Below are 18,155 nucleotides of genomic sequence, written 5' to 3'. Positions count from 1 at the left end.
AGCGAGGACCCATGAGCCCCACCGCCGTCACACCCCCCGCCGCCGACCGGTCCGCAGCACTGGCCGAACTCCTGGCCGCGTGCGTCAGCGACCCGGCCCGCGTGAGCACCGAGGTGCCGCGCCGGGTCGCCGCCGCCCACGACGCGTCGCCGTATCTGTTCACGCCGCAGGCCGTCGTGCGCGCCGCGTCCGCCGCCGAGGTCGGCGCCTTGATGGCGGGGGCCCGCAAGGCGGGACTGCCGCTGACGCTGCGCTCGGGCGGCACCAGCCTGGCGGGGCAGGCGGGTGGCGACGGCATCCTCGTGGACGTCCGCAGCCACTGGCGCACCGCCGCGGTCCTCGACGACGGTCTGCGGATCCGGCTGCAACCGGGACTGACGGTGCGTCAGGCCAATGCACGGCTCGCCCGGTACGGTCGCCGGCTCGGCCCCGACCCGGCGAGCGAGTCCGCCTGCACCATCGGCGGCCTGGTCGCCAACAACTCGAGCGGCATGAACTGCGGCACCCAGGACAACGCCTACCGGACCATGGAGTCCCTGCAGTTCGTGCTGCCCTCCGGCACCGTGGTCGACACCGCGGCACCCGACGCGGACGAGGCGCTGCGCGCCCGCGAACCGGAACTCCACGCGGGGCTGCTCCGGCTGCGCGCCCGGGTCCGTGACTCCGCCGACTCACGGGCCACCGTCGAGCGGCTGTTCGCGATGAAGAACACCATGGGCTACGGCCTCAACTCCTTCCTGGACCACAGCGATCCGGCCGACATGCTCGCCCATCTGATGATCGGCAGCGAGGGCACCCTGGGCTTCGTCGGCGAGGCCGTTTTCCGCACCGTCCCGCTCCTTCCGCACACCGCGACCGGGCTGCTGGTACTGCCCGGCCTCGCCGAGGCCACCGACGCGCTGCCCGCCCTGCTGGCCGCCGGCGCCCGGACCGCCGAACTCCTCGACGCCGCCTCGCTGCGAGTGGCGCAGCAGTCCCCGGACCCGGTGGACGAGGTGCGCGGGCTGCGTGTCGAGCGGCACGCCGCCCTGCTGGTCGAGTTCGCCGAGGACAGCGCCGAGGCGCTCGAGGAGCGGGTGGCCGCCGCGCAACCGGTCCTGGACCGCCTGCCCGCGGTGACCGGTACCGCGCTGGTGCGCGATCCACGCGTCAGGGCCCGGCTCTGGCATCTGCGCAAGGGCCTCTACACAGCCGTCGCCGGGGCCCGCCGTCCCGGCACGACCGCGCTGCTCGAAGACATCGCGGTACCGATGGAGCGACTGACCCGTACCTGCGAGGGCCTCATCGGACTCTTCGACCGGCACGGCTACCAGGACGCGGTGATCTTCGGCCACGCCCGCGACGGCAACCTGCACTTCATGCTGACCCAGGACTTCGACTCCGCCCCGGAGATCGAGCGCTACGCCCGGTTCACCGACGCCATGGTCGACCTCGTCCTGAACGCCGGCGGGACGCTCAAGGCCGAGCACGGCACCGGCCGGGCCATGGCCCCCTTCGTCCGCCGTCAGTACGGCGACGAGCTGTACGACGTCATGCGGGAGTTGAAGCAGCTGTGCGACCCGCACGGCGTACTCAACCCGGGCGTGCTCCTGGAGGACGACCCGGCCGCACACCTGCACAGCCTCAAGAGCGTCCCCGAGGTCGACCCCGCCGTCGACGCATGCGTCGAATGCGGCTACTGTGAGCCCGTCTGCCCCACCGCCGACGCCACCACGACGCCCCGTCAGCGCATCGCCCTCCAGCGCGAGATCGCACTGGCCACCGCCGCCGGTGACGACGAACGCCGCCGGGCTGTGGAAGCCGACTACACCTACGCGGCCGTCGACAGCTGTGCCGCCGACAGCCTGTGCGTCACCGCCTGCCCGGTCACGATCGACACCGGCGCCGTCATGAAGCGACTGCGCGCCGAACGGCACAGCGCCACGGCACAGCGTGCCGGGAACGCGACGGCCCGGCACTGGGGTACCGCGGTCAAGGGTGTGCGGGTGGCGCTCAACACCGCTCACGTGCTGCCCGCCCCGGCCCTGCGCGCCGCCACCGGTGCGGTCCGCCGGCTAGGCGCGGGGGAGCTGGTGCCCACGTGGGCCGACGACATCCCGCGCGGCGGTCCCGCGCGCCCCGCGCCCCGGCAACCCGCCGAGCCGCAGGCGGTGTTCTTCGCCGCCTGTATCGGCAGCGTCTTCGCCCCCGAGGGCACCAGCGGCGGTGCGTCCGCCGCGTTCCTGCGCCTGTGCGAACGGGCCGGCGTCCAGGTCACCGTGCCCGCCGAGCTGGCCGGGCTGTGCTGTGGTACGCCCTGGCAGTCCAAGGGCTACACCGACGGGCACCGCACCATGGCGACCCGCACGCTGGAGGCGCTGTGGAAAGCCAGCGACCACGGTCGGCTGCCCGTGGTCTGCGACGCCTCCTCCTGTACCCACGGCCTGGAACAGCTGCCGGACACCCTCCCGGAGTCCGACCGCGCCCGGTTCGCGTCCCTGCGCTTCGTCGACAGCGTCGCCTTCGCGGCAGAGCACCTGCTGCCCGCCCTGCCCGAGCCCCGCCGCCTGAGCAGCCTCGCCCTGCACCCCACCTGCTCCACGGTGCACCTGGGCATCGACGGCGCCCTGCGCACCGTGGCCGCGGCCGTGAGCGACGACGTGACCGTGCCCGACAACTGGGGTTGTTGCGCCTTCGCCGGGGACCGCGGTCTGCTGCATCCGGAGATCACGGCGAGCGCCACCGCCGCCCAGGCCGCCGAGATCAACGCGGGCGCGTACGACGCGTATGCCTCCTGCAACCGCACCTGCGAGATGGGGATGACCCGTGCCACCGGCCGTCCCTACCGGCACGTGCTGGAACTGCTGGACGAGGCCACCGCCTGAGGCGGTCCCGTCCGGGCGCTTCTGAACCGGCCCGTCGCCGCCACGGCGGGCCCTCGCCGGTGAGCTGCCCGCGCCCTGGAGGCCGGCGGACTCTGCCGACCTCGGCACAACCGGGGCAAGCGGGTGGAGATCCGGTCCCTGGGCGCGCGGCGACTTCGGGAAAGGGCCGCGCGCGTGCGGGGGTGTGGCACCGTGGGCGCACGCCGTGCCCGTCGCCTTCCCCGTGGTGACGGGCACGGCTCACCGATCCCGAACGGCGCGTCCCATTCTGGACAGCGCTTCGCCCAGGATGTCCGGGCTCGTCGCGAAGTTGAGCCGCACGCACCCCTCGCCGCCCGAGCCGAAGACATGCCCCGAGCTGAGGGCGACTCCCGCTTCGTCGAGGAACATCCTCGCGGGTCCGGCCATGTCGCTGACCACGCCGGGGCCGCCTGGCCCTCGGCCGTCGTGCAGCCCCAGCCAGGTGCAGTCGAGCCATGCGAGATAGGTGCTCTGCGGCGGGCGATAGCGCGCCCTGGGCAGGTGTTCGCGGACGAGTCGCCCCAGCAGGCGCCGGTTGGCGTCGAGCCCGATCAGGACCTCGTCGAGCCAGTCCCCGCCTTTTCGGAAGGCCGCGGTGTGGGCGATCACGCCCAGGTGACTGGGCCCGTGACCGACCTCTTCGGGCATGTGGCGCAGTTCGTCGGCGGCTTCGGCACCGGCGATGGCCAGCGCGGCCTTGAGCCCGGCGAGGTTCCACGCCTTGGACGCGGAGGTCAGTGCGAAGGCGTTCTCCGCGCCCTGGACGCTGAGAAACGGTGTGAAGGAGGCCCCGGGCAGTACGAGCGGGGCATGGATCTCGTCGGACACGACCCTCACGCCGTGCCGGTGGGCGAGCTCCGCGATCGCTTCCAACTCCTCGCGGCTGTGGGCGACGCCGGTCGGGTTGTGCGGGTTGCTCATGAGGAACGCGGCGCGTCGGCCGTGGCCGCGCGCCCGGACGAAGGCCTCTTCGAGTGCGGCGAGGTCGATCCGCAGGTCCTCACCGAGCGGAGCCTCGACGACGTGCCTGTCGGCGTGGGTGACGAAGGCGAAGAAGGGCGGGTACACCGGTGAGCACACGACGACGGCGTCACCGGGGCCGGTGATCAGCCGCAGCACCTCGACGACGCCCATCATGACGTCGGGAACGATCGTGGTGTGCTCGATGCGCGGACCGCTCCACCGCCATCGGTCGTAGGCGAATTTGATGAAGGCCTCTGCGTAGGCGCTGCCGTACGGATACCCGGTGTCACCCAGGTCGATGGTTCTGTGCAGTGCCTCCACGATGGCGGGAGCCAGGGGCACGTCCATCTCCGCCACCCACAGTGGGAGCACGTCCTCGGGGAACGTGCGCCACTTCATGCTCGTGCGTTCCCGCAGTTGCCGGAGGGACAGTTGCACGAACGGATCGGTTCGTCGGCCGGTCTCGTCTTCCTGCACCATGGGCGCAGGGTACGGGCACGCAGCGGCGACGACCAGGGAACTTCGCCGCCTGCGGCCGGCTCAGCGAACGAAGCCTCCGCCGCAGCGCTCGACGCCGTTCACCGGATGTGTTCCTCCTGAAGAGGCGCCGGCTGCCAGGCACGGGCGGGGACGACAAGAGGGCCGCCGGTGACCGGGTCGGTGACGACGACGGAGGACAGGCCGAAGACGTCCTCGACCAGTTCGGCGGTGACGACCTCGTCGGGCCGGCCCTGGGCCACGATGCGGCCCGCCTTCATGGCGACGAGGTGGTCGGCATAGCGGGCCGCCTGGTTGAGGTCGTGGAGCACGGCGACGACGGTGCGGCCGCGTTCGTGGTTCAGCCTGCGCACCAGGTCCAGGACCTCCACCTGGTGCGCGATGTCGAGGTACGTGGTCGGTTCGTCCAGGAGCAGCAGGTCCGTGTCCTGGGCCAGCGCCATGGCGATCCACACCCGCTGCCGCTGGCCGCCGGAGAGTTCGTCGACCGGGCGGTCGGCGAGGTCGGCCGTGTCGGTGCGCTGCAGCGCCTCGGCGACGGCTTGCTCGTCCGCCTCCGACCACTGCTGCCACCACTTCTGATGGGGCTGACGGCCGCGGGCGACGAGATCGGCGACGGTGATGCCGTCCGGCGGGGTGGGGGACTGCGGCAGCACGCCGATGGTCCGGGCGATCTGCTTGCCGGGGACGCGTGCGAGTTCGGCGCCGTCCAGCAGCACGGCTCCCCGGCGCGGCTTGAGCAGACGGCCCAGCGCCCGCAGCAGGGTGGACTTGCCGCAGGCGTTGGGGCCCACGACGACGGTCACCTTGCCGTCGGGGATCTCCAGGTCCAGGCCCTCGACGACGGTGCGGTCCTCGTATGCCAGGGTCAGGTCCTGTGCGGCGAGGCGGCTGGTGGTCGGGCGGCTCATGAGGTGGTGCCTCCGGAACGGCTGCGGGTGCGGACGATGAGCCACATGAGGTACGGGGCGCCCACCACGGCGGTGAGGACGCCGACCGGCAGCTCGATCGGGGAGAACAGACGGCGGGCCAGCAGGTCCGCGACCACGACGACCAGCGCACCGGTCAACGCCGAGGACAACAGTGGTATCTGGGCCGTACGGGTGAGCCGCCGGGCGATCTGCGGGGCGAGCAGCGCCACGAAGTCGACGGGGCCGGCCGCTCCGGTCGCCACCGACGCCAGCACGACGCCGAGTACCGTGAGATAGAGCCTGAGCCGGTCCAGGCGCACACCGAGAGCCGCCGCGGTGTCGTCGTCGAAGTGCGCGCCGCGCTGGGCCCGGGCCGCCCACAGCGCCGCCGGGACGGCGAGCAGCAGTACGAGCGCGAGGGGCCGGGCCTCCTCGTAGCCGCGGCCGTTGAGCGATCCGGTCAGCCAGACCTTGGCCTGCTGGGCCACCAGGTAGTCGCCCTTGGTCAGGAACAACTGCGTCAGCGAGCCGAGCGCGACCGACACGCCGATGCCGACCAGCACGAACCGTGAGGAGTGCAGTCCCCGGCGCCACGCGAAGACGTACACCAGCAGGGCCGCCGCGAGGCCGCCCGCGACGGAGACGTACGGCAGCGCGTCGTAGGCCACGGCGTTGAAGCTGATGGCGGCGACCGTGGCCGCACCCGCGCCGTGTGTGACCCCGATTACGTCGGGGCTGGCCAGTGGGTTGCGGGCGACGGTCTGCACCAGCGCGCCCGCCACACCGAACGCGGCCCCCGCGAGGAGCCCGACGACCAGGCGGGGCAACCGCAGGGTGCCCACGACCAGTTCGTCGGGGCTCGGCCGACCCAGCAGTACCCGGACGACCTCCATCGGCGGGACGAAGGACTCGCCGACGCACAGGTACGCCACGACCGCGCACGCGAGCAGGACCGCGAGCGCCACCGCGACGACGACCGATCGACGGTGGACGAGGAAACTGGCGCGTCCCCCGCGCAGGACGGCGTGTCCGGCCGGTCGAACGTGAGGCAGAGCGGCGGTGGCCGTAGCGCGGCTCATGCGGCGACCACCGTCCGGCGCCGGACGAGTGCGATCAGGAAGGGCACACCGATCAGTGCGGTCATGACGGCCACCGGTACCTCCGAGGGTGGGAAGACGATGCGGCCGAGCACGTCGGAGCCGAGGATCATCACCGGTCCGAGCAGGGCGGCCAGCGGCAGCACCCAGCGGTGTGCGGTGCCCACCAGGGCGCGGGCGATGTGCGGCACGGCGAGGCCGGTGAAGGCGATCGGGCCGACCGCGGCCACGGACGCCCCCGTCAGCACGGTCGCGCCCAACGCGCCGAGCAGCCGCAGCAGGCCGACGTTGTGCCCGAGGCCCTTGGCGGCGTCGTCGCCGAGCGCGAGCGCGTCCAGGCCCCGGGACATCGCGGCGACCAGCACCAGACCGGCCAGCAGGAAGGGCCAGATCTGGCCGATGATCTCGGTGCCGCGTCCGCTGATCGAGCCGACCTGCCAGAAACGGAACTCGTCCAGAGCACGGGCGTTGGTGGTGGCGATCCCGGACACCAGCGAGGCGAGGAAGGCGTTCATCGCGGCGCCGGCCAGAGCGAGCTTGAGCGGGGAGGCCCCACCGCGCCCGCCGCTGGCGACGGCGTACACGCCCACCGCCGCCAGCGCCGCGCCTGTGAACGCGAACCACACGTACCCGTTGAGCGTGTGCACGCCGCAGAACGCGATCGCGCACACCACGCCGACCGAGGCGCCCTGGCTGACGCCGAGGATGCCGGGCTCCGCGATCGGGTTGCGGGTGATGCCCTGCATCACCGTCCCGGCGAGCGCGAGCGCGGCGCCCGCCAGGACGCCGATGACGGTGCGGGGCACTCGCAACGACCGCACCACCTGGGCGTCGTCACTGGTGCCGCCGTGCACCAGTGCCTGGATCACCTCGCTCGGGGCGATCTGGCGGCTGCCCACGGCAAGGCTCAGCAGAACGGCGATCAGCAGCATCGCCGTGCCGGCCAGCAACCAGCCGGCCCGGCGACGGGTGGAGGGCGACATGCGCCGCGCTCACTCTCCTCTGGTCAGGCGGTCAGGTGCTTCTCGAGGTCGTCGAGCACCGCGTTGGCGGCGGTGACACCGAGCCCCAGGTACCAGGTCTCGTCCGGCACGTCGAAGGCGTGCCCGTCCTTGACCGCCCTGAGGTTCTTCCACAGCGGATTGCCCTGGGCCTTGCTCTTGTCCGTGGCCTTCGGGTCGCCGTAGACGCCGGTGAAGATCCAGTCGGCGTCGGCCTTGTCGATGTTCTCGGCGCTGATCTCGGTGGCCAGGTCCTCGATGTCCTGGTTCTTCGGACGCGGGATGCCGATGTCCTTGAGGATCGTGCCGATGAACGAGTCGTTGGCGTAGAGGCGGATGACGCCGTCGGGCATGTAACGGACCATCGACACGGTCGGCTTGTGGGCGCCGAGCTTGTCGCCGAGGGCCTTCGCCCGCTTCTCGTAGGCGGCGATGTTCGCCTTGGCCTGCGCCGTCTTGTCCAGCGCGGCCGCGTTGAGGAGGTAGTTCTGCTTCCAGGTGAAGCCGGGGCGGATCGAGAAGACGGTCGGCGCGATCTTCGACAGTTCGTCGTACGAGGCGGCCGCGCGCAGCTGGCTGCCCAGGATCAGGTCCGGCTTGAGGGCCGCGATCGCCTCGAGGTTGAGGCTGTTGATGGTGCCGATGTTCTTCGGCGTGCCCGCGTCCTTCTTGAGGTACGACGGCAGTTCCGGCGAACCCTCCGTCGGCGCCAGGCCGACCGGCTTCACCCCCAGTGAGACAACGTTATCGAGCTCGCCGACGTCCAGCACGACCACGCGCTTGGGCTGCGACTTGATCTCGGTGCTGCCCATCGCGTGCTTGATCGTGCGTGGCCACTGGCCGGGCTTGGCGTCCGTGCCGAGCGCAGCGGTCTTCGCGGCGGCGTCCGCGAAGTCCTTGCCGCCCTGTGCGACGGACTTCGAGTCCTTCTTGCCCGAGCCCGCTTCGGCGGAGGCGCTGGTGCTCCCCTTGCCGTCACCGGAGGACCCGCTGCCGCACGCCGCGAGTGACAGTGCGGCGGCGACTGCGAGAGCGACTGCGGCAGGACCGCGGCGCCGAAGAGACATGTGCCAGCTCCTAGCTGTGGTTCACCTTTGAATATTTAGGCGAGCCTAACCTTATGCGGAACCCGTATGCGGGATGCAACTCGGGGTCCCGACTGCCGGCGTGGCCGACGATGGAGCGTTGTGCGGAGCAGACGAGCGGCACGATGTGGGAGCCGGCGCCCGGGCCGGACAGTGCCCGGCCGGCGCAGGAGCGGGCGGGAGTCCTGGCGCGCCCCTGTCGCCGAGACGTGGACACGGCCGACGGCCCGCGGACGCGCAGCACGCCGAGGTCGGCGGTGCGCGCCCCGCGGGCGTGTCAGACGTGGGTGACCGTGTCGAGTTCCGCCCGGGCGCGGGAGGCGGCGCCGACCGCCACGGCATCGCCGTCGAGACGGGCGGGCAATACCCGCAGCGGCTGTCCGCCGACCGGCGGTTCGGCGGACAGCGTGCGCCGGATGGACGGTTCGAGCAGCCCCCAGGCCCGGCTGACACCACCGCCGATCACAAAGGTGGTGACGTCCAGAAGCCCCACCGTGACGAGGATCGCACGGGCCACCGCGGCACCGGCGCTCTCGTACACGGCGAGCGCGTCCCCGTCGCCGCCGGCCGCCGCCTCGGCGACCAGGCGTGCGGTGGCGTTCCGCCCGGTCCGCTCCGCGTAGCGGGCGGTGATCGACCGGCCGGACGCCAGGGTTTCGAGGTGGCCGCGTCCTCCGCAGGTGCACCGCAGGTCACCGAAGCCGGGCACATGCCCGATCTCGCCGGCCGCCCCGCTCGGGCCCTCGTACAGCGCCCCGTCCAGCCACAACGCACCGCCGACACCGGTGCCGAGGGTCATCCCGAGCACATGCGGCTCACCGGCCGCGGCACCCCGGGCGACCTCACCCCGCAGGAACGCGTTGACGTCGTTGTCCAGGTACGCCGGAACGCCGAGCGCCTCCTCGACCGTCGCCGTCACCGGAAAACCCGCCCAGTCGTGGAAGGAGTCGCTGGCCACCAGGATGCGCCCGGAGCGTGCGTCCACCACACCCGCCGCGCCGACCCCGACGCCGAGCAGCCGCCCGGGCGTGCGGTCCAAAAGGAGCCGCAGCGCGTCGAGCGCCTCGCCGACCATCGCGGCGCCGCCCTCGGCCGCGGGAGTGGGCACGCCGAGCCGGTCGATGACGTCGAGGTCCTCGGTGCACAGCACCACCTGGGTGGTCGTCCCTCCGATGTCGACACCGGCGACCACCTCGGGAGCCGCCGTCACGCGGTGGCCTCCAATCCCAGGGATGCGCGCCGCCGGCGTTGCAGCACGGGGTCCGGCACCGGCACGGCCGCGATGAGTCTGCGGGTGTACTCCGTCTCCGGGCGCAGCAGAGTCGTCATGGTCGGGCCCTCCTCCTCGACGGACCCGGCCCGCATGACGACCACCCGCTGCGCGAACTCCTGCACCACGGCCAGGTCATGGGACACGAACAGGCACGCAAACCCCAACTCGCCCTGCAATTCTGCGATCACCTCGAGCACCGTCCGCTGCACGCTCACGTCCAGCGCACTGGTCGGTTCGTCCGCCACCAGCAGCCGGGGCTCCAGGACCAGCGCCCGAGCGAGACTCACCCGTTGCCGCTGCCCCCCGGACAGCTCGCGAGGTCCGCGTCCCGCCAACTCACCTGGCAGCCGTACGAGTTCCAGGACCTCGGCGACCCGTGCCCGACGCTGAGCGGCGGTCATGCCCCGCCGGTGCACACGCAGCGGCTCCGCCACGCACTCGGCGACGCTCATCCGCGCGTCCAGCGATGCCACCGGATCCTGCAGCACCACACCCACACCGGACAGCAGCGAGCGCCTGGCCCGTCCGCGTGTCCGCGCAAGGTCGTTGCCGAAGAGCGCCACCGAGCCGGCGTCCGGGTGCAGGAGCCCCAGGGCTACCCGGGCCGCGGTCGACTTTCCCGAGCCGGACTCCCCGACGAGACCGACCGTTTCGCCGGGTCGCACGGTGAGCGACACGTTCTGCAGCGCCCTGACCGTACGACGCCCTCGGCCGAAGTGCACGGAGACGTCACGGAGTTCGACGACCGACGCGGAGCTGTCCCGCTCCTCCGGATCTTCCCCCGCGGTACCGGCGGCCTGCGGCTCACCGACGGCGAGCCGCGGCACCGCCGCCAGCAGACGCCTGGTGTACTCGTGCGAGGGCCTTAGCAGAACGTCCTCCACCGTTCCGGTCTCCACGACCTCTCCCTCCAGCATGACCGCGACCCGGTCGGCGAAGTCCGCGACCACGCCCATGTTGTGCGTGACGAGCAGCACCCCTGTCCCCGAGTCGGCCGCCAGGGCGCGGAGCAGGTCCAGAATCTCGGCCTGCACGGTGACGTCGAGAGCGGTCGTCGGTTCGTCGGCGATCAGCAGACCGGGTGAGTTGGCGATCGCCATGGCGATGACGACCCGCTGCCGCTGCCCGCCCGACAGCTGGAACGGAAAGGCCGAAGCCCGGTGCTCCGGCTCCGGAATACCGACCCTGCGCAGCAGGTCGACCGCCACACGGGCCGCCTCCGCGCGCGACACCTGGCGATGGTTGCGTACGACCTCCGCTATCTGGGCGCCGACCCGGGTGAGCGGATCGAGTGCGGTGGCCGGCTCCTGGAACACCATCGACACCGTGCGACCGCGCAGCCCCGACAATTCCCTGTTGTCGGCGCCGACGATCGGGGTGCCGTCCACCGAGATCCGCCCCGACACCCGGGCGTTCCCCGGCAGCAGCCCCATCGCGGCGAGCGCCACCGTCGACTTGCCGGAACCCGACTCGCCCACCAGCGCGAGCGTCTCGCCCGGCCGTACGTACAGCGACACGTCCCGCACGGCGGGCACATCGCCCGTGTCGGTCGAGAAGGTCACTCCGAGGTCCTCGATCTCCAATACGCTCATCCGCGCCCCCTCACGTCGAAGGCGTCGCGCAGCCCGTCACCGATCGCGTTGAACGCGCAGACGACGAGGATGATCGCGAGGCCCGGCGGAACGATCAGCCACCAGCGTCCGGAGTACGCGGCCGTCAGACCGGCCGACAGCATGCCGCCCCAGTCGGTCGACGGCGGCTGGACGCCCAGGCCGAGATACGACACATACGCCACGAGCAGGATCGCGTCGGCTACCTGGAAGGTCGCCGCCACCACGATCGTCGACACCGAGTTGGGCAGGATGTGCCGCCCGATCGCCCGGCCGTGACTGCCGCCGATGGCCCGCAGCGTCAGTACGTAGTCCCGGCTCTTGAGCGTGAGCGTCTCCGCCCGCACCAGCCGGGACGGCACCAGCCACGAGACCAGGCCGAGGATGACGATCAACCCGAGCGCGTCCGGGGTGGTGATGGCGGAGACGACGAGCAGGATGAACAGCGCCGGGATGGCGATGCCCGCGTCGACGATCCGCATCATCACGGCGTCCAGCCAGCCGCCCGCGTATCCCGCGACCGCGCCCCACAGCGTGCCGATGACGGTGGCGAGGACCCCGGCGGCGAGTCCGACGAGCAGTGAGATCTTGCCGCCGTACATGAGCCGGCCGAGTTCGTCGTGCCCGACGGCGTCCGTGCCCAGCAGATGGGCCCCGCTCGGTGCGAGATTCACCTGGGTCAGATCGGTGTGCGTCTGGTCCGTCGAGTAGATGAGTGGACCGACGAAACAGAACAACAGGAACAGCACCACGGCCACGAGCCCGGCGAGAGCCAGCCGATTGCGCGCGAACCGGCGGAGCGAGAGGCGGTAGCCAGGTACCGGTTCGAGGGCGGGAGTGGTCTGGAGTACGGCAGTCATGTCCGCTCCGCCTTCACTCGGGGGTCGACGATCCGCTGCACGATGTCGGCGAGGAGGGTGCCGATGACCGTGGCGACGGAGATGACGAGGACGCAGCCGAGCAGCACCGGGTAGTCGGAGGACTGCGCCGCGCTCCAGAACAGCAGCCCCATGCCCGGGTAGTTGAAGAGCTGCTCGACGACGAGGGCGCCGCCGAAGAGCACGGGCACGTAGTAGCCGAGCATGGCGATCACGGGCGTGAGGGAGTTGCGGAAGACATGCCGCCACAGGACGGCGAACGGCCGGGAACCGCCGGAGCGGGCGGTGCGGACGTAGTCCTCGGCGAGGTTGTCCAGTGTCGAGGCCCGCATGTATCTGCTGAACACGGCGATCATGGAGGCGGCCCCGGTGACCACCGGTAGGACGAGCGCCACCGGATCCGAGAACACCTGGGACAGTGTGTCGCCCTGCGGGGCCTGTGAGGGGAACCAGCGCAGGGTCTGGGTGAAGACCAGGATCAGCAGCAGCCCGAGGAAGTACACCGGTGTCGAGTACGCGATGAAGCTGAGCGTGGTGACGACGTAGTCCACCGGCTTGTTGCGTCGCACCGCCTGCCACATGCCGAGCGGGATCGCCAGCACCAGACCGACCAGCGCGGACAGCACGGTCAGCACCAGGGTCTTGGGCAGTCGTTGCTCGATGAGCCTGGAGACGGCCTCGTTGAGGGTGTACGAGGTGCCGAGGTCACCCTGCAGGAGGGTGTGCAGGTAGTAGACGTACTGGACGGGGAGCGGGCGGTCCAGGCCCTGTTCGTGGTTGAACGCGGCGATCTGCTCGTTCGTGGCCTGCGGGCCGAGGATTCCGCGTGCGGGACCCCCGGGCAGGGCGTGCAGCAGACAGAAGACCACGACCGTGACGATGAGGACCACGGCCAGCGACTGAAGCAGCCGCCGGGTCAGGTACAGCGCGGTGTCCATGGTCAGCTGGTCCACTTCCACTGCGCCGGGTGGAAGTTGGCCAGGGAGTCCTGGGAGAAGCCCCCCAGACCGTTGCGGATGACGGAGATCTGGTAGACGGGCTCGGGCAGCCAGATGACCGGCAGTTCCCGGGCGAGGGACGCGCTGTAGCCCTGGATCGCATCGTTCGAACTCGACGTGGTGGACTGGGATATGAGGTCGTCGACCTGCGGGTTGGAGTAGTTGCCGAAGTTCGAGCCGCCCTTGGACTGGAACAGCGAGTCACCGGTGGGGAAGGCGGGGAAGTACCAGCTGCCGGCCGTGCCGAAGAAGGACAGCTGCCACTTGCAGATCGACTGGCCGGCCGTGCACTGAGGGGTCTGCGAGAGCACGGAGTTGACCGGCGCGGTCTTGATCGTGAATTTGATCCCGGCCTTCGCGAGCGAGGACTGGATCGCGCTCATCATGTTGTCGGTCACGGTCGAGCCGGACTGCGACAGCACCTGCATCTCGAACTTGGTGCCCTTGGCGACGCCCGCGCCGCACTGCGTGGCGCCGGTGCCGGGGTCCGTACAGGTCATGACCCCGCCCTGTTCGCTCCAGCCGTGTCCGGCGAGCAGCTCGCGGGAGGCCGAGGTGGAGAAGGGGTACGGGTTGCTCTTCTGCTCCGGCGAGACGAACGCGGAGGTCTGGCCCTGGGGGACGGGGCCGTAGCCGGGAACGGCCGTCCCGTTGAAGATGACCTTCGCCAGACTGCTCTGGTCGATCGACCGCTGCACGGCCTGGCGGGCGTAGAGCTGCTTGAACACGGCGCCCATGGCCGGGTTGTTGAAGTTGTACGGCATGTAGGTGATTGCCCAGCCCGACCACGGCTTGACCGAGTAGTCCTGCGCGGTGAACCGCTCCTTCTGGTCGAGGTCGGTGGCCTCGATGTAGCCGTAGTCGACGCCGCCCGAACGCAGTGCGTTCTTCTCCGCGTCCGCCGTGGTGAAGGGGAGCAGGTTCACCGTCGGAATGCCGGGCTTCTCACCGCCGTCGTACTTCTTGTTGGCGGCCAGGACGACCTTGCCGGCGGTGGAGAAGGACTTCACCGTGTACGGGCCGCTGATGGTCTTCCACAGGGCGTCCTTCTCGTAACCGGCTATGTTCTTGGCCGCGTTGTTGAGGTAGGTCCACACCTGCCTGGCGCCCGCGGCCGTGCGGTCGGCGTCCGACACCTGCGCCGAGGCTCCCGTCCTGTCCCAGACGTGCTGCGGCAGCGGGTTGATGCTGCTCAGCTCGTTGGCCAGCATCCACTGGGAGTTGTAGGCCCGGTCGAAGGCGAGGGTGAAGTGGCGGGCGTCCTCCGTCTTGAACGACGTCCAGTTGTCCGGCGCCTTGCCGGGGTTGTAGCCCGCCCACTCGGCCTTGTTCGCCTTGATGAGGTTGAACCAGAATTCGACGTCACGTGACGTGATCGGCTTGCCGTCGCTCCAGTGGCGGTTTCCCAGCGTGATCCGCACGCTCTTGCCGTCGGCGGCGAAGTCGGCGTCCGTGGCCACGGAACCGGCCTTGTTCCAGGCGATCTTCCCGGTGGAGCCGTCATAGGCGATGAGCGGCTCCCACAGGGTGTTGGCGATGGAGATGTTGTTGGTGTTCAGGTGCGCCGCCGTACCGATCGGCAGGATCCAGTTCGGGGTGAAGTTCGCGGGCAGCGCGTAGTTGATCGAGTCATGGGAGCCGGACGATGTGCCGCCCGTCCCGGAACAGCCCGCGAGCAGCAGCGTGCCCGCGGACAGGGCGGCACCGGCGACGAGCCTCGTGCGAGCAGGGGACATTTTTTCACCTCGGGGGAGTGGGAGGACCGGAGGCGGGTGGGAAAGCCAGTCAACGACCGCTGTGTTCGAAGAAACAGACGCACCGCTGTAAAAAGCGTGTTACTGCTGTTCTGGAAAAAGCGATGAGCGGTGGTCACAGGCATACGCTCAACGCCTCGACAGCCGACGTCGGAAGTTGCTTCGTCCATGACTGAAAAAAGTCCGCCACGCAGGAAACACATCCCCGGCGTTTCGTCATTGGCAGAGCGCGTGCTCGAACTGCTCGCTTCCGGGCAGGCGTCGACGCGCACCGAGCTCTCCGCACTGCTTGCCGCCGCGCCCTCGACGATCTCCTTCACGGTGAGTCAACTGCTCGCCCTCGGGCTGGTCGCCGAAGACGGCACGGTGACCGCCACCGGCGGCCGGCCGCGCAAGATGCTGCGCCTCGGCGGCAGCGAGGGCTTCGCGGTGGCGGCCGAACTCGGCGGCAAACACGCGCGTGTGGGCGTGGTGCTGCCCGGCGGTGGGCTCAGCGACGTGTCCACCGTGCCCTTCGCGACGGACGAGGGCCCCGAGTCGGCACTGCCCGGTCTGGCACAGACCCTGGACAGCCTCGCCGAGCAGCACGGCAGAGTCCTGCTGAAGGGCGTAGGTCTCTCCCTCCCCGGCCCGGTCGATCTCATGTCGGGCGTCGTCACGCTCCCGTCCCGTATGCCCGGCTGGAACCGCTTCCCCGTGCGCGCCTGGCTGGAGGACCGCTTCGGCGTCCCCGCGGCCATCGAGAACGACGCCAACTGCATGGCGGTCGGCGAGCACACCGTGCAGCCGCCCGATCGCCGGCAGTCGATCATGGTGAAGACGGGCACCGCGATCGGGGCCGGCGTCATCGCCGACGGCCGGCTCTACCGGGGAGGCTCCGGCGCCGCCGGCGAGATCACCCACGTCCGCGTCGAGGCAGCCCACGACATCCCCTGTTCCTGCGGCAATACCGGCTGCCTGGAAACCGTCGCCTCGGGCGCGGCACTCGTCCGGATCCTGCGGGAACGAGGCGTGGAGGTGGCGTCCACGGAGCACGTCGTACGACTCGCCTCCGACGCCGATCCCGAGGCGACTCGTGCGGTCCGGCAGGCCGGACGGTACCTCGGCATGGTGCTCGCCGCGAACGTCAACTTCTTCAACCCGGACGCCGTTTACCTGGGCGGAATCCTGTCGACGCTCGAGCCGTTCGTCGCCGCCGTGCGAAGCCAGCTGTACGAGGGATGCCATCCGCTGGTGACCGAGCACCTGGTGATCGAGCGGGCGAGCCTGGGCGCCGACGCCGGGCTGGTCGGCGCGGGCCAGTTCGCCCTGCAGCGGGCGCTCGCCGAGGCCCTGCACGCGGTCACCGGCAACCACCACCCCTGACCCGGGGCCGCCGCCCGCCCCGGCACCCACCCCCGACAACTCGCGGAGGAGCCATGTCAGCACCCCGTCCCGTCATCGCCGTCGCCGGTCTCGGCATCGAGTCGTCCACGTTCTCCCCGGCCCGCACCGAAGCCCCCGCCTTCCACCCGCAGCGCGACGGCGACGTCCTGACCCGCTACCCCTTCCTGGCACCGGGGCAGCCACTGCGCGCCGCCGCCGACTGGCGCGGAGCCCTGGTCGGCAAGGCCCTGCCCGGCGGCACGGTGACAGCATCCGCATACGCCGAGCTGTCCGGAGAACTCATCGACCGGCTCAAGGGGTTGGGGCCGATCGACGGACTCTGGTACGACATCCACGGGGCGATGACCGTCGAGGGCGTGGACGACGCGGAGGCGGAACTGCTGGCCCGCATCCGCGAGACCGTCGGCCCGGACGTGACCGTCTCGACGTCCATGGACCTGCACGGCAACGTCTCCCGCTCACTGGTCCACCTGTCCGACCTGATCACCTGCTACCGCATGGCTCCGCACGAGGACGCGATGCAGACCAAGGAACGCGCCGCCCGCAACCTCGTCGACCACCTGGCGGGCGGTGGGCCGCGACCTGTGAAGGCGTGGATCCCGGTGCCGGTTCTGCTCGCCGGCGAGCAGACCTCGACCCGGATCGAACCCGCCAAAAGCGTCTACGCCGCCGTCGAGGAGGTCGAGGCGGCCGAGGGGGTGACGGACGCGGCGATCTGGGTCGGCTACGCCTGGGCGGACGAGCCGCGCAACCGGGCGGCCGTGGTCGTCACCGGACCCGACCGGGCCGCCGTGGCCGCGGGAGCCGAACGTCTGGCCCGCGGTTTCTGGGAAGCGCGGCACGACTTCGCCTTCGTCGCCCCGACCGGAACCCTCGCCGACTGCCTCGACGAAGCACTCGCCTCCGCGGCGCGGCCGTACTTCGTCAGCGACACCGGGGACAACCCGACGGCGGGCGGAGCAGGCGACGTCACCTGGGGGCTCCGCGAGGTGCTGGCCCGCCCGGAATTCCAGGACCCCGGCGGCCCGACCGTGCTCTACGCCTCGCTGCCGGGGCCGTGCGCGGTCGAGACGGCCGCACGGGCGGGCGTCGGCGCCACGGTCACGGTCACAGCGGGGGCGGAGGTCGACGACCGGCACGCCGGACCGGTCACCATCACCGGTGTGGTGCACGCGGTGCGGCACGGCGACCGGGACGCGCACACGGAGGTGGTCCTGAGGGTCGGCAGCGTGCATGTGATCCTGACCCGGCTGCGCAAGCCGTACCACCACGAACACGACTTCACCGACCTCGACCTGGACCCGCGCGCGGCGGACATCGTCATCGTCAAGATCGGCTACCTGGAACCCGAACTGTTCGCGATGGCCGCCGACTGGAAGATGGCGCTCACCCCGGGCGGCGTCGACCAGAACCTGGTCAGGCTCGGCCACCACCGTATCCACCGCCCGATGTTCCCCTTCGATCCGGGGATGCCCGATCCCGACCTCACGGCCCGGATCATCGCCGCCTCGAACCTGCCGCTGGACGGTTCCGATGAGTCATCTACCCGGTCTTGAAGGACGGGGTTTGCAGGCAGAGCACGGCCGAGCCGTCCTGTGGTCCCCTGCGTCCGGTATGGCGCTAGGCCGTACTGGGGCGGTTGACTGCGCCCCGGTGCCACACAGCATCGGCCCGGTGGGCGATGTTGCGGGAGCCGTTGTGGTCCGCGTGTAGTACAACTCCGCAGGAGCGGCAGACGAACCTGGCTTGGTCGATCCGGTTGGACCGGTGGGTGTGCCAGCACTCGGAGCACTGGCGGGAGGTGTTCCTCGGGTCC

Annotated in this window: 14 protein-coding genes; 3 read left to right on the top strand and 11 right to left on the bottom strand. The window is 71.0% G+C overall.

The annotated features are described in order from the left end of the window. The first annotated feature begins 11 nt into the window (after positions 1-11). The gene (locus tag ADL25_RS40735) at positions 12-2,864 is read left to right on the top strand and encodes an FAD-binding and (Fe-S)-binding domain-containing protein (RefSeq protein ID WP_059132985.1); all 2,853 of its coding nucleotides are present in this window, start codon (positions 12-14) and stop codon (positions 2,862-2,864) included. A 240-nt stretch (positions 2,865-3,104) separates the two neighbouring features. On the opposite strand, the gene ADL25_RS40730 is transcribed toward ADL25_RS40735, so the two are convergent. From ADL25_RS40730 to ADL25_RS40685, 10 genes are all read right to left on the bottom strand, one after another. Continuing rightward, a complete protein-coding gene (locus tag ADL25_RS40730; protein WP_059132984.1) occupies positions 3,105-4,328 on the bottom strand; it encodes a MalY/PatB family protein in 1,224 nt (407 codons plus the stop codon). Positions 4,329-4,426: 98 nt separating this feature from the next. Then, positions 4,427-5,257, bottom strand: a complete 831-nt coding sequence (locus tag ADL25_RS40725) for an ABC transporter ATP-binding protein (RefSeq protein ID WP_059132983.1) — start codon at positions 5,255-5,257, stop codon at positions 4,427-4,429. Then, positions 5,254-6,336: a FecCD family ABC transporter permease gene (locus ADL25_RS40720; protein ID WP_059132982.1), complete on the bottom strand. Its 1,083-nt coding sequence runs from the start codon at positions 6,334-6,336 to the stop codon at positions 5,254-5,256. Before ADL25_RS40720 ends, ADL25_RS40725 begins: the two co-directional genes overlap by 4 nt. After that, positions 6,333-7,337 (bottom strand): FecCD family ABC transporter permease, encoded by a 1,005-nt coding sequence (locus ADL25_RS40715; RefSeq protein WP_059132981.1) that lies wholly within the window; start codon positions 7,335-7,337, stop codon positions 6,333-6,335. Before ADL25_RS40715 ends, ADL25_RS40720 begins: the two co-directional genes overlap by 4 nt. A gap of 23 nt (positions 7,338-7,360) precedes the next feature. Next, complete coding sequence (locus tag ADL25_RS40710) at positions 7,361-8,422, bottom strand: ABC transporter substrate-binding protein (RefSeq protein ID WP_059132980.1); 1,062 nt, start codon at positions 8,420-8,422, stop codon at positions 7,361-7,363. 295 nt (positions 8,423-8,717) lie between these two features. Then, the gene (locus ADL25_RS40705) at positions 8,718-9,650 is read right to left on the bottom strand and encodes an ROK family protein (RefSeq protein ID WP_107116838.1); all 933 of its coding nucleotides are present in this window, start codon (positions 9,648-9,650) and stop codon (positions 8,718-8,720) included. Beyond that, complete coding sequence (locus tag ADL25_RS40700) at positions 9,647-11,305, bottom strand: dipeptide ABC transporter ATP-binding protein (RefSeq protein ID WP_059132979.1); 1,659 nt, start codon at positions 11,303-11,305, stop codon at positions 9,647-9,649. Before ADL25_RS40700 ends, ADL25_RS40705 begins: the two co-directional genes overlap by 4 nt. Beyond that, the gene (locus tag ADL25_RS40695) at positions 11,302-12,183 is read right to left on the bottom strand and encodes an ABC transporter permease (RefSeq protein ID WP_059132978.1); all 882 of its coding nucleotides are present in this window, start codon (positions 12,181-12,183) and stop codon (positions 11,302-11,304) included. Before ADL25_RS40695 ends, ADL25_RS40700 begins: the two co-directional genes overlap by 4 nt. Continuing rightward, positions 12,180-13,139, bottom strand: a complete 960-nt coding sequence (locus ADL25_RS40690; protein WP_059132992.1) for an ABC transporter permease — start codon at positions 13,137-13,139, stop codon at positions 12,180-12,182. Before ADL25_RS40690 ends, ADL25_RS40695 begins: the two co-directional genes overlap by 4 nt. Before the next feature lie 2 nt (positions 13,140-13,141). Continuing rightward, positions 13,142-14,935: a peptide ABC transporter substrate-binding protein gene (locus ADL25_RS40685; protein ID WP_059132977.1), complete on the bottom strand. Its 1,794-nt coding sequence runs from the start codon at positions 14,933-14,935 to the stop codon at positions 13,142-13,144. A 186-nt stretch (positions 14,936-15,121) separates the two neighbouring features. On the opposite strand from ADL25_RS40685, the gene ADL25_RS40680 reads away from it, so the two are divergent. Beyond that, entirely contained in the window at positions 15,122-16,318 is a 1,197-nt protein-coding gene (locus ADL25_RS40680) for an ROK family transcriptional regulator (protein ID WP_059132976.1), read from the top strand. Between the two features lie 53 nt (positions 16,319-16,371). Continuing rightward, the gene (locus tag ADL25_RS40675) at positions 16,372-17,895 is read left to right on the top strand and encodes a M81 family metallopeptidase (protein WP_059132975.1); all 1,524 of its coding nucleotides are present in this window, start codon (positions 16,372-16,374) and stop codon (positions 17,893-17,895) included. 64 nt (positions 17,896-17,959) lie between these two features. Here ADL25_RS40675 and ADL25_RS47380 read toward each other — a convergent pair. Next, on the bottom strand, positions 17,960-18,155 hold a 196-nt coding region (locus tag ADL25_RS47380; RefSeq protein WP_159045129.1), incomplete at its 5' end, for a zinc ribbon domain-containing protein.

Origin of the sequence: Streptomyces sp. NRRL F-5122, from assembly GCF_001507435.1 — a bacterium.
GTDB classification, from domain to species: domain Bacteria; phylum Actinomycetota; class Actinomycetes; order Streptomycetales; family Streptomycetaceae; genus Streptomyces; species Streptomyces lannensis.
The sequence above is the reverse complement of the archived record's forward strand: the minus strand, read 5'-3'. Positions and strand labels throughout refer to the sequence as shown.